Genomic DNA, 13,103 nt, shown 5'->3' on the forward strand with positions numbered 1-13,103 from the left:
GGCTTTTTTTATGCTGATGTTTTGCTGCCTTCTTGAATAGTAGATCCGTCTTCTAATACGAACTTAGGAGCCGCTTGATCACGAACAGTTTCACCTGTGATAATACATTTTGTAATATCATCACGTGAAGGAAGATCAAACATTACATCTAACATAATACCTTCAATGATTGAACGTAGACCACGAGCACCTGTTTTACGCTCGATTGCTTTTTTAGAAATTTCTACTAAAGCCTCGTCTTCGAACTCAAGTTCAACGTCATCAAGTTCAAGCATTTTTTGATATTGTTTCACTAGTGCATTTTTCGGTTTTGTTAAAATCTCAACTAGCGCTTCTTCATCAAGAGGCACTAAGCTAGCAGTAACCGGTAAACGACCAATAAACTCTGGAATTAAACCAAATTTTAATAAATCTTCCGGTAATACTTTTGCTAGTAACTCTTTTTCTGTAAAGTCTTGTTGTTTTGTTTCTGAACCGAAACCAATTACTTTTTTACCTAGACGACGCTTAATAATAGGTTCGATTCCGTCAAATGCACCACCGCAAATAAATAAGATATTTGTTGTATCAATTTGAATAAATTCTTGATGAGGGTGTTTACGTCCACCTTGAGGAGGAACGCTTGCTACAGTACCTTCTAAGATTTTAAGAAGAGCCTGCTGCACACCTTCACCTGATACATCACGTGTAATAGATGGGTTTTCAGACTTACGCGCTACTTTATCAATTTCATCGATGTAGATGATACCTTTTTCAGCTTTCTCCACATCGTAATCAGCTGATTGAATTAATTTTAATAAGATGTTTTCAACATCTTCTCCTACATAACCCGCTTCTGTTAGAGATGTTGCATCTGCAATCGCAAACGGTACGTTTAAAATACGAGCCAATGTTTGAGCTAGTAAAGTTTTACCGCTTCCTGTAGGTCCAATTAATGCAATATTACTTTTTGATAACTCAACGTCATCAATTTTACTGTTTGAATTGATTCGTTTGTAATGGTTGTATACCGCAACGGATAACGATTTTTTCGCATCCTCTTGACCAATTACATACTCATCTAAAATGTCACGAATTTCTTTTGGTTTTGGTACATCTTTAAATTCTACTTCTTCTTCTGTACCTAACTCTTCTTCTACGATTTCCGTGCAAAGTTCAATACATTCATCGCATATGTAAACACCTGGACCCGCAACTAACTTGCGTACTTGTTCTTGTGTTTTACCACAAAATGAGCATTTTAACTGCCCTTTTTCATCGTTAAATTTAAACATAATTTTCACCCCTTGTAGTATTTACTAAAGTGCTCGAAGCTGATTTCTATCCGCGCTATAGCCCAACAACATGAACAACTCATCTATTTGTAGGTAAATGCCCCTCTTTATTACATAGTAAAAGCGCTATGAAAAGATTTGTATTGCATTTTACCATACATTTTCTTGAATAGATACTAAAACGTTTTATGTATATGTTGTTGATGAGCATAACAGAATGGAGATCTGCTATTATATAGTGTCCTCTTATTGGGCCTATTTCATAACCACGGATTTCAAACAATGGGTTAAAGCTGCTTCTACGGTGTTGGTTATGATATAAAAAAACTATTGAAGTTTATAAAACAAGGCACGATCAAGTCGCGCCTTGTTTCTTACTTACTATTATGCAACAGCTTTGCTGTTTTCTACAAGAAATTCAACTGCTTTACGTACTTTCATGTCTTCTTTAATGCTATCAAGACTGCCAAGCACTTTCTTAATTTCTTCGACAGGCATGTTGTACATTCCTGCCATGTTTTCTAATTCTTTTTCTACTTCTTCTTCGCTTACTTCAAGATTTTCAGCTTTTGAAATAGCTTCTAGCGTTAAGTTGATTTTCACACGCTTTTCAGCATCCGGACGCATTTGGTCGCGAAGAGCTTTTTCATCTTGACCTGAGAATTGGAAGTAAAGTTCAAGGTTAAGACCTTGCATTTGTAAACGTTGTTCAAACTCTTGCATCATACGATCCATTTCAGTATTGAACATTGCTTCTGGAATTTCTACTTCAGCGTTTTCAGCAGCTTTTTCTACTAAAGTGTCGCGAAGAGCTGATTCCGCTTGATTCTCTTTATCGCTTTGTAATTTTTCTTTTGTTTTTGCTTTTAACGCTTCTAAAGTTTCTACTTCTTCGTCTACGTCTTTTGCAAACTCATCGTCTAAAGCTGGAAGCTCTTTAGATTTGATTTCGTGTAATTTCACTTTGAATTTAGCAGCTTTACCAGCTAGCTCTTCAGCGTGATACTCTTCAGGGAATGTTACTTCCACTTCTTTTTCAGCGCCTACTTCAAGACCAACTAGTTGCTCTTCAAAGCCAGGGATGAATGTGTTAGAACCGATTTCTAAAGAATAGTTTTCGCCTTTTCCGCCTTCGAATGCTTCGCCATCAACGAAACCTTCAAAGTCGATTACAGCTGTATCACCTTCAGCTACAGTTCCTTCTTCTTTAACAACTAGTTCAGCGTGACGCTCTTGAAGTGTTTTTAATTCAGCTTCAACGTCTTCATCTGTTACAGTTGTATCTACTTTTTCTACTTCTAAGTTTTTGTATTCACCTAATTTAACTTCAGGCTTAACAGTTACTTTAGCAGTGAAAACTAGAGGTTGTCCTTTTTCGATTGTTTCAACATCGATTTCTGGACGATCAACCGGTTCGATACCAGCTTCAACAATTGCATTGCCGTAAGCTTCAGGTAATAAGATGTCTAGTGCATCTTGGTATAAAGATTCTACGCCAAAACGTTTTTCGAAAAGTGGACGAGGCATTTTACCTTTACGGAACCCTGGTACGTTTACTTGTTTTACAACTTTTGTGAATGCTTTATCTAAGGCTTTATCAAACTCAGCAGCTTCAACTTCTACTGTTAAAACGCCTTGATTTCCTTCTTGTTTTTCCCATTTTGCAGACATGAATGTTTCCCTCCAAAATCATTTTAAGTAGTGATTTCTAAACTAGATAATGCAGATAGCCTATCAGTTCAACCCTCAATCATTATCTATTTAACTCCCTATTACTTTAAAGTAAGTAGGAATGTAATGTAAAGATGAAATTCTACTATACGTATTTAAGTGCATTTTACAACCATTATATTATAACATACAACAATAACGTTTCAACTAAACACCACATTTTATATAAAAGAAATTTCTTCAATTTCTTTTAGCTCTTTAATTGCCTTTCTTATTTCAGCTGCGGAGAAACTTCCGTCTTTCTCTGCTACAGCTGCATCTGACTCTTCTCCTTGCATCATCAGACTAACAGCATACACCGCTTCTGTCCAAAGTTTTACATTATCACCCGGTAAAAATGGAAATGTAATAAATAAATGACGCTGCCATATTTCAACGGCAACCTGCAGCAATGTAGGATTTTCATGCTCCAGCTTTTCCGTCAGCTGCGCTTCTACTTGCTCAGCAAACAAATACGGTGTTGTTCGTTGAAGCTGAAGCGCATTTACTTTTTTCGTCTCTCCAAACTTAGTAATCATAAAGTCAATGTCTACTTCTTCTTCCATGACTGTTTTTAAAGCGACTGTTTTTACGATAGGGTGAACAGCTTCGGATGAAAATAGCTGTTCCAGAAAGAAGCGCTGCTTTTCAATTCTCTTTGTTTTTAATGAATGAACCCATTCAAGCTGATCTTGAATATTGTCTAGAGCTGTGAATGATTTAAACTGCTCTAGCTGTTCTTCTTCTGTTTGTTCTTCTATGACTTGTTCTTGATTCATTCTATTCTTGCAGAACTCCAATAGCTGATAAAGCTGTTCAGCATGTTCAGAAGGGAGTTTGTGTTCTTGAATAACTGCTTGTAGAGTGACATATCCTTCATGATAGTGACCAAGCTGAATTAACACCATGAGGTACATTTGCAAATTATGATAATAATCGCCAATATCTTCTTTCAGCATTTGCTCACATAATTCCTTAGCTATGCCTGCATCACCGAGCTCCACGTGACAAATAACAAGGCCAAGCAAAATTTCATGATGCTTATTATCAAGTTCGTAGGCCTGCTCAAATAAAGGAAGTGCTTCTTGAAACTGCTTGTGCTGCATATGATCTGTAGCTTTTTCAACCAACCGTTCTTTTAATAGAGGAAAAGCTACAATTTTGTTTTGTTGTTCATTCGACATGTTTTCTCCCCACTTCGCGGTCCATTTGCTTTACAGTTTAGCAATTGAATTAACGGAACGCAAAAAAATCGAGCAAAATCATCATTTTGCTCGATTTTTGGTTAATATCTCACCGTTTTTGCTTCATAAGCAGAAATGTCGTCTTCAAAAGAAAGCGTATAGCCAATTTCATCATATCCGTTAACAAGCATATATTTCCAATGGCCATTGATATCAAACGTACGTTCAAAACCTGCTTCATCGGTAATTTTTTGCTGATGAAGATCGATTGTACAGGCGTAAGAAGCACTTTGAGACTCTTTCATCAAATAGGAAACATCTTCTTTTGGTAAAACAATAGGTAAAATACCATTTTTTAGACAGTTTTGTTTAAAAATATCCGCAAATGAAGGTGCGATAATAGCACGAAACCCGTAGTCTAAAAGCGCCCATGGAGCGTGTTCACGTGACGAACCACATCCGAAGTTCTCGTCAGCTACAAGAATTGTTGCTCCTTGATTTTGAGGCTGATTTAATTCAAACGTTTCATTTAACGTTTCATCTTCATTATATCGCCAATCAAAAAATAGAAATTGGCCAAAGCCAGTACGCTCAATTCTTTTCAAAAATTGCTTTGGGATAATTTGATCAGTATCTACGTTTGCTCGGTCGAGACCTGCTACTTTCCCTGTATGGATTGTAAAAGCATTCATCTGTGTTCTCCTCCTTATCGCACCGCTTGTTCTTGTAGTTTGCGTACATCAACAAAATGTCCATATACCGCTGCCGCTGCTGCCATTACCGGGCTTACTAAATGCGTTCTGGCGCCTTTTCCTTGACGTCCTTCAAAATTCCGGTTAGAAGTGGACGCACAGTGTTCGCCTTGTGGAACTAAGTCAGAGTTCATGCCTAGACACATGCTGCAGCCTGAGTCTCTCCAATCAAAACCTGCTTCAATAAAAATAGCAGATAACCCTTCTTCTTCAGCCATTCGCTTTACTTTTTGAGAACCTGGTACAATGATCGCTCGCACATCTGGTGACACTTTCTTTCCTTTAATAAAGGCTGCCACGTCACGAAGATCAGACAAACGAGCATTTGTACATGAACCGATAAATACATGCTGAACTGGAATCTCTTCTATTTCCATGCCAGGCTGTAAGCCCATATACTCAAGTGCTCGTGACAAAGACTTTCTCTCAGCTTCTGTTTTACACTCTTCTAATGTAGGAACTTGCTTGCTAACATAAGAACTCATCGCCGGGTTTGTTCCCCATGTTACAACAGGTTCAATTGTATCTGCATCAATTTCCAGCGTTTCATCGTACGTTGCACCTTCATCTGTTGCCAAAGCTGCCCAAGCTTCCACTGCTTTTTCAAACTGTTCTCCTTTAGGAGCATACTGACGTCCTTTAATATAAGAGAACGTGACATCGTCTGGACTGATTAAACCAGCTTTTGCACCGGCTTCAATAGACATATTACAAATGGTCATGCGCTCTTCCATTGAAAGATCGCGAATACATTCGCCCGTAAATTCCACGATTGAACCCGTTCCAAAATTCACGCCGAATTTTTGAATTATTGCTAACACAATGTCCTTAGCATAAACGCCAGGCTGCTTTTTGCCATTTACTTTCACTTGTAGCGTTTTTGGTTTCGCTTGCCATAGCGTTTGTGTTGCTAAAACATGCTCTACCTCACTAGTTCCTATCCCAAAAGCAAGCGCTCCAAATGCACCGTGAGTAGATGTATGACTATCTCCGCACACAATGGTTTTTCCAGGCTGAGTTAATCCTAATTCCGGTCCAATGATATGCACAATTCCTTGCTCTTCACTTGTTAAATCTAAAAGCTTCACACCAAACTCATGACAGTTTTCAGATAGTTTGTCTACTTGTTTCTTTGCAATCGGATCTTTAATATTAAAACGGTCAACCGTTGGAATGTTGTGATCCATTGTAGCAAACGTTAAGTCTGGACGCTTCACTTGGCGATTTGCCACGCGAAGACCTTCAAATGCTTGAGGAGACGTTACTTCATGAATAAGATGAAGATCGATATATAATAAGTCCGGCTTCCCCTCTTCTCGACGTACAACATGTTGTTCCCAAAGCTTATCAATAATTGTTTTTGGTTTCATACTGCTCCTCCTTTCTGATTATGAAAAACGTTTCTCACAAAACGTGAGAAACGCATGATTAACTGTAAGCTGTCATAATGCTTGAAATGGCAGAATCATTGGCAATTACCGCAGTTATCGCCTCCACCATTTTATCGGTACCTAAATAATGATTACCGTCTGCTAAGTCAGCTGTTCGATGACCTGCATGTAATACACTTTCAACCGCTTGTTCAATCACTGCTGCTTCTTTTTCTAATCCAAATGAATGTCTAAGCAACATTGCTGCAGATAAAATAGCAGCAATCGGATTAGCTTTGTTTTGACCAGCAATATCTGGTGCAGAACCGTGAACCGGTTCGTATAAAGATGGACCATCAGCCGTTAAGCTGGCAGATGGCAACATTCCTAACGATCCTGTCAGCATAGAAGCCTCATCACTCAAAATATCACCAAACATATTTTCAGTTACCACTACATCAAAATACTTCGGATTACGAATCAACTGCATAGCAGCTGAATCTACAAGCATATGCTCAAGCTCTACATCCGGGTAGTCTTTTGCTACTTCTTCAGCTACTTCACGCCACACTCTACTAGACTCAAGCACATTCGCTTTATCAACAGACGTTACTTTTTTACGTCGATTTACAGCCGTGTCAAATGCTTGGCGAATAATTCTTTCTATTTCTGTACGCTTATAAAATAATGTGTCGACAACTGTTTCTTCATTTCCTTCTGTTCGGCGCTCGCTAGGCTTACCAAAATATAAGCCTCCTGTTAGCTCGCGGACGATAATGAAGTCAACACCTTCAATGTATTCTTTTTTCAGAGGAGAGGCATCCGCTAAGCTATCATAAAACGTCACCGGACGAAGATTAGCATATAAATCCAGTTCTTTTCGAATAGCTAGCAAACCTTTTTCCGGTCGCAAATGTGAAGGGTTACGATCCCATTTTGGCCCTCCAACCGATCCAAGTAATACAGCATCTGCCTGCTTACAAGTCTCAATTGTACTTTCTGGAAGAGGTGTGCCGGCCTCATCAATTGCAGCTCCGCCAATTAGTCCATACGTAAACTCAAATTGATGATCAAAGCGCTCTCCAATTGCTTTTAAAACGGCAACAGCGCCCTTGGTTACTTCTGTTCCTACGCCGTCACCCGGTAATACAGCAACTTTTTTTGTCATGGTGGTCTCTCCCTTCAGTTCACATTACTTCTTGCTTTGTACGATGCTGCTGAATAGCAATTAAACGATTAATGGCGTTCAGATATGCTTTCGCTGACGATTCTAATACGTCAAATGCTACTCCGCGTCCGCTTGCTTCAGTTCCTTCGCTTTCAACCTTCACAAATACTTCAGCCAGTGCGTCCGGCCCACCGTTAATAGACTGAATACGATAGTCTAATAGTTTTACATCTTGTTCAACACAGCGCTGCAGCGTATTATAGATAGCTTCCACGCTTCCAGATCCCGTAGCTGCTTCTTGAATCTCTTCTCCGTTTTCTTTGCGAAGCGTAATCGTAGCCGTTGGAATATTGTTCGTACCATACTGAACTTGCAGACTTTCAAGCTTATATTCACTGTCTTTGCTAACTTGCTTTTGAATGACTAATGCCAATAAATCATCATCGGTAATGTCTTTTTTCTTATCTGCTAAGTCTTTAAACTTCTCAAAAAGCACGTTTGCTTCTGTATCTTCCAATGTGAATCCAAGCTCTACTAAGCGTGTACGGAACGCATGACGGCCTGAGTGTTTACCTAGCACAATTGGATTTTGTTTAACACCCACAAGTTCTGGGGAAATAATCTCATATGTTAACGGATTTTTTAAGACGCCATCTTGGTGAATACCTGATTCATGAGCAAAAGCATTTTTTCCGACAATTGCTTTATTTGGTGCAATATTCATTCCGGTAAGCTTACTGATAATGTCACTCGTACGCTTAATTTCAGGCAAGATAAGACCTGTGTTCGCTTGATAGAAATCTTGACGGACATGAAGCGCAAGTGCTACTTCTTCAAGAGCTGCGTTACCCGCACGTTCCCCGATTCCGTTAATCGTTCCTTCAATTTGAGTAGCTCCTGCTTCAATCGCAGCCATTGAATTGGCCACAGCTAGCCCTAAGTCATCGTGACAGTGAGCTGACAAATCAACTTTATGAATATTTGACACATGTTCTTTTAAGTAATTAAATACTGATTGATAGTCACCAGGAGTGATAAATCCTACTGTATCTGGAATATTAACGACTTTTGCACCAGCATCAATAACGGCTTCTACAATTCTAGCTAAAAACGGTAAATCTGTTCGACATGCATCTTCAGCAGACCATTGAACAACCGGGAATTTTTCACTTGCGTACTTCACCATTTCCACTGCTGTTTCAAGTACTTCATCAGGTGTTTTTTTCAATTTATGCTGCATATGAATTTCGGAAGTAGCGATAAAAACATGCAGTCTTGGTTCTGCACTTTCTTTTAACGCTTCCCATGCAATGTCAATATCTTTTGTAACAGACCTTGCAAGGCCTGTTACAGAAGAATTTTTGACAATAGACGCAATTTCTTTTACGGATTGAAAATCACCTTTTGAAGAAGCGGGAAATCCGGCTTCAATGATGTCGATACCTAATCGCTCTAACTGCTTAGCAATTTCAAGCTTTTCTTGTAGGTTCAAATTGACTCCAGGTGACTGTTCACCATCGCGTAGCGTCGTGTCAAATAGTTTAATTTTTTGCACTAGCGATCACCGCTTCTTTCTTTTGTTTTTTAACAAATGGCATCATTTCACGTAATTGAGCGCCAACTTTTTCAATTAAATGTTCGTTTTCACGGTTATTGATAGCTGTAAATTCCGGACGATTTGCTTGGTTTTCTAAGATCCAGCCTTTTGCAAATTTACCTGTTTGGATATCTTCAAGCACTTTTTTCATTTGTTCTTTTGAACGCTCATCTACAACGCGTGGTCCTGAAACGAAGTCACCCCATTGAGCTGTATCAGAGATTGAATAACGCATGCCTTCCATTCCGCCTTCATACATAAGGTCAACAATTAATTTTAATTCGTGTAAACACTCAAAATATGCAACTTCCGGTTGGTAGCCAGCTTCTACAAGCGTTTCAAAACCAGCTTTAACTAATGAAGTTAAACCACCGCAAAGTACTGCTTGCTCACCGAAAAGATCTGTTTCTGTTTCTTCTTTAAATGTTGTTTCTAACACACCCGCACGAGCTGAACCGATTGCTTTAGCATAAGCTAACGCTACGTCTTTTGCTTCTCCAGTTACATCTTGGAATACTGCGAATAACGCCGGTACGCCAGCTCCTTCTTCATACGTTCTTCTTACAAGGTGACCAGGGCCTTTTGGAGCTACTAAGAATACGTCAACGAATTCAGGTGCTACGATTTGGTTAAAGTGAATGTTGAAACCGTGAGCAAATACTAAAGATTTTCCTGGTTTTAGTCCTGGAAGAATTTCTTCGTTATAAACTTTTGGCTGATACTCATCTGGAAGTAATACCATTACTACTTCCGCTTGTTGAACTGCATCTTTTACAGATAATACAGTGAAACCGTCTTGCTCTGCTTGGTCCCATGATTTACCTTTACGTAATCCTACTACCACGTTTACTCCGCTGTCGCGTAAGTTTTGTGCATGAGCGTGACCTTGTGAACCATAGCCTACGATTGCTACTGTTTTACCTTGTAATAATTGATCCTTTGCATCTCCGTTATAATATACCTTTGTCATAATAAATCTCTCCTCTTAGTTTATATAGTTTTATATAGTTTACTTGGTTAGTAACTAGCTAGAATTAAATGATTGATGAAAGTTTGGCTGCGGCTTTTTGCGTACCGCGCGGAACAGCTACTGTGCCCGTGCGCGTTACTTCTTTTAATCCATAAGGCTGAAGCAGATCAATCATCGCTTCAATCTTGCTGGATTCACCTGTTACTTGAATAATTAAGCTGTCGCGGCTTACATCAATGATGGTTGCACGGAAAGGCTCAATTACTGCATAAAGTTCGTTACGGCTTGCTGGCGTAGAGGCTACTTTCATTAAAGCAAGCTCTCTTGACACCACAGCTTGATCCGTAATATCTTGAACTTTCAACACATCGATCTGCTTATTTAACTGCTTGATCACTTGTTCAGCAGCGTTATCATGCTCTACGTTCACAACAAACGTCATGCGTGATACATCTTCAGATTCAGTGTGACCTACCGAAATACTCTCAATATTGAAATTTCTTTTTGTGAATAACCCCGTCACGCGATTTAATACGCCCGCATGGTTTAATACAGTTGCTGTAATAATTCGCTTCATGGTTTCACCCCTACCATTTCATGTAATCCTTTTCCAGGTGCAACCATTGGATATACGTTTTCTTTAGGTGCGACAAAGAAATTTAGTAGAACAGGTCCATCTGTTTCCATTGCTTCTTTCAAAGCCGCATGCGCTTCTTCTTCAGTAGAAGCTTGTAAACCTTTGATATCATAAGCTTCTGCAAGCTTCATTAAATTAGGCTGATTCGGAATTAAAGAGTGTGAGTAGCGTTCTTCATAGAAGATTTCCTGCCACTGACGAACCATACCAAGCGACTGATTGTTAAGTACAACCACTTTTACAGGTAAATTTAATTCTCTAATAACTCCTAATTCTTGAAGCGTCATTTGAAATCCACCGTCACCAACGACTGCTACAACTGTTTTATCTTTGTTTGCCAGCTGAGCGCCGATTGCAGAAGGTAATCCAAAGCCCATAGTGCCAAGACCACCTGAAGTTACCCATCGATCTGGATTATTAAATGTGTAGTATTGAGCTACCCACATTTGATGTTGCCCAACGTCCGTTGTAACAACGGCATCTCCATTTGTATACTTGTGAAGCAACTCAACTACTTTTTGTGGTTTTAACACATCCCCTGAGTTCTGATACCATAGTGGATATTCTTGCTTCCACGCCGCTAATTTCTCATGCCATTTCGTATAATCTCCAACTTCTCCTTCTTGCAGAAGCAATTGCTTCAATACTTCTTTCGCATCTCCAACAATTGGAATCTTGGTTGGAACATTCTTTCCAATTTCCGCTGGGTCGATGTCAATGTGAGCAATTTTTGCATTTGGTGCAAAGTGCTTCAAGTTACCTGTTACTCGGTCATCAAAGCGTGCACCGATACTAATGAGAAGATCACTCTCATAAATTGCCATGTTTGCTGTGTAGGTTCCGTGCATGCCAGCCATTCCTAAATGAAGCGGATGATCTGCAGGAAAACAGCCCAACCCTAAAAGCGTATTAATAACCGGAATATTTTGACGTTCAGCATAATTTTTTAATTCTTCTGAACCTTTACTCAATAACACTCCCGCACCTGCTAGAATAACAGGTTGTTTTGCAGCTGCTACTGCGTCTGTTAATTTTTTAACCTGCAGCTGATTTGGAAAATAAGTTGGCTGATAGCCAGGTAAATCAATTTCTCCTTCGTAATTAAATGTTCCATCACCCTGTGCCATATCTTTTGGAATGTCGATTAAGACTGGACCAGGTCTTCCTGTTGTCGCAATATGAAATGCCTCTTTGATGATTCTCGGCATATCGCTGATATTGCGTACTTGATAGCTATGTTTTGTAATTGGCATTGTGATCCCTAATACATCTGCTTCTTGGAACGCGTCAGAACCAATTACACTTGAAGCTACTTGACCAGTAAAAACAACTAAAGGAAGTGAGTCAATCATCGCATCTGCCAAACCTGTTACGATATTTGTTGCACCAGGACCACTTGTTGCGATAACTACACCGGGTTTGCCTGAAATTCGTGCGTACCCTTCTGCTGCGTGAATTCCACCTTGTTCGTGACGAGCAAGTACGTGAAACATTCCTGAACCATATAGCTTATCGTAAATCGGTAAAACGGCTCCCCCTGGGTAACCGAAGATGACGTCAACATTTTCTCTTCTTAGAGATTCAATCAACATGTCAGCTCCATTCATTTGTGCCCCAGTGCTTACAGGTTCTTTCGTTTGCATATTGGCTCCCACTTTTCTCATCCTTTCGTTTTCTAGATAAAAGAAAAAAGACTTCTCACCCCTAAATAGACCCTATCAAATGATATAGGTCAAGGGGCGAAAAGTCTTTTGTACTTTACGCGGTACCACCCTCGTTTGTAATCGTAATGATTACCTTATGAATGTATACTGTACATTCTTTTTGATAACGAGTGCTTTGGAAGTACACTCGGTCGCCCTTACTGAATTTCAGGGTGACACTCTGAGGTGAGTTCATTTTGAGTTGGTAACGTCGGCTTCCAGCAACCCGACTCTCTGTTGATACCTAAACATCAAAACTACTTATCCTCTTCAACGTTTTAAAACGCTATATGCTTTTTGAACAATGCTTTACACATCATATTTTAAATTAATTACAATTAATTAAAATTTTTAGAAAACTTATATTTGAGGACTATCTTACGCCCATTTCTATGCATAGTCAACCACTTTTCAAGATTTTTTTAGACAATTTAGACTAAACAGAATATTTGAATGCGTTTTCATTATTGATGTAATAAGGGTTTACAGCAGTTCAAAAAGTTTTTGTGAAACGTTCATTTGTACACACTGAATGAACAAACATTCACTTTTAAGATAAATAAAAAACCGGCTTTTACTAAAAAGTAAAAGCCGGTTTTTTCCGGACGTCCCAGGAGAGATTCGAACTCCCGACCGACGGCTTAGAAGGCCGTTGCTCTATCCTGCTGAGCTACTGGGACATAATGTTAAAGTGTATCAAAGACAATACTTATTATATTCAAATATAATTTAAAAGTC

10 protein-coding genes, 1 tRNA gene and 1 other annotated feature are annotated in these 13,103 nt (G+C 39.2%); all 11 genes read right to left on the reverse strand.

Annotation, left to right across the window (positions count from 1 at the left end):
* Window positions 1-8 precede the first annotated feature (8 nt).
* The 11 genes from clpX to LJC66_RS23860 all read right to left on the reverse strand — a co-directional run bounded on the left by clpX (window position 9) and on the right by LJC66_RS23860 (window position 13,045).
* Complete coding sequence (gene clpX, locus LJC66_RS23810; protein ID WP_013059367.1) at window positions 9-1,274, reverse strand: ATP-dependent protease ATP-binding subunit ClpX; 1,266 nt, start codon at window positions 1,272-1,274, stop codon at window positions 9-11.
* Window positions 1,275-1,658: 384 nt separating this feature from the next.
* The gene (gene tig, locus LJC66_RS23815; protein WP_121946049.1) at window positions 1,659-2,945 is read right to left on the reverse strand and encodes a trigger factor; all 1,287 of its coding nucleotides are present in this window, start codon (window positions 2,943-2,945) and stop codon (window positions 1,659-1,661) included.
* Window positions 2,946-3,166: 221 nt separating this feature from the next.
* Window positions 3,167-4,168 (reverse strand): tetratricopeptide repeat protein, encoded by a 1,002-nt coding sequence (locus tag LJC66_RS23820; RefSeq protein WP_230933652.1) that lies wholly within the window; start codon window positions 4,166-4,168, stop codon window positions 3,167-3,169.
* 101 nt (window positions 4,169-4,269) lie between these two features.
* Window positions 4,270-4,860, reverse strand: coding sequence for a 3-isopropylmalate dehydratase small subunit (leuD, locus tag LJC66_RS23825; RefSeq protein WP_013059370.1), 591 nt, complete (start codon window positions 4,858-4,860; stop codon window positions 4,270-4,272).
* A gap of 14 nt (window positions 4,861-4,874) precedes the next feature.
* The gene (leuC, locus tag LJC66_RS23830) at window positions 4,875-6,290 is read right to left on the reverse strand and encodes a 3-isopropylmalate dehydratase large subunit (protein ID WP_230933653.1); all 1,416 of its coding nucleotides are present in this window, start codon (window positions 6,288-6,290) and stop codon (window positions 4,875-4,877) included.
* A 58-nt stretch (window positions 6,291-6,348) separates the two neighbouring features.
* Window positions 6,349-7,458, reverse strand: a complete 1,110-nt coding sequence (leuB, locus tag LJC66_RS23835) for a 3-isopropylmalate dehydrogenase (protein ID WP_013059372.1) — start codon at window positions 7,456-7,458, stop codon at window positions 6,349-6,351.
* Window positions 7,459-7,477: 19 nt separating this feature from the next.
* Window positions 7,478-9,013 carry a 2-isopropylmalate synthase gene (locus LJC66_RS23840; protein WP_230933654.1) on the reverse strand — a complete coding sequence of 512 codons (1,536 nt, stop codon included), beginning with the start codon at window positions 9,011-9,013 and terminating at the stop codon, window positions 7,478-7,480.
* A complete protein-coding gene (gene ilvC / locus LJC66_RS23845) occupies window positions 9,000-10,025 on the reverse strand; it encodes a ketol-acid reductoisomerase (protein ID WP_013085141.1) in 1,026 nt (341 codons plus the stop codon). The genes LJC66_RS23840 and ilvC overlap by 14 nt, the downstream gene beginning before the upstream one ends.
* Window positions 10,026-10,089: 64 nt before the next feature.
* Window positions 10,090-10,602, reverse strand: coding sequence for an acetolactate synthase small subunit (gene ilvN / locus LJC66_RS23850; protein ID WP_195695848.1), 513 nt, complete (start codon window positions 10,600-10,602; stop codon window positions 10,090-10,092).
* The gene (gene ilvB / locus LJC66_RS23855; RefSeq protein ID WP_153254654.1) at window positions 10,599-12,326 is read right to left on the reverse strand and encodes an acetolactate synthase large subunit; all 1,728 of its coding nucleotides are present in this window, start codon (window positions 12,324-12,326) and stop codon (window positions 10,599-10,601) included. The genes ilvN and ilvB overlap by 4 nt, the downstream gene beginning before the upstream one ends.
* Before the next feature lie 68 nt (window positions 12,327-12,394).
* Window positions 12,395-12,648 (reverse strand) — a binding site (T-box leader).
* A gap of 323 nt (window positions 12,649-12,971) precedes the next feature.
* A tRNA-Arg gene (locus LJC66_RS23860) sits at window positions 12,972-13,045 on the reverse strand.
* Between the last annotated feature and the right edge of the window lie 58 nt (window positions 13,046-13,103).

Origin of the sequence: Priestia sp. TSO9, assembly GCF_021029645.1 — a bacterium.
GTDB lineage: Bacteria > Bacillota > Bacilli > Bacillales > Bacillaceae_H > Priestia > Priestia megaterium_E.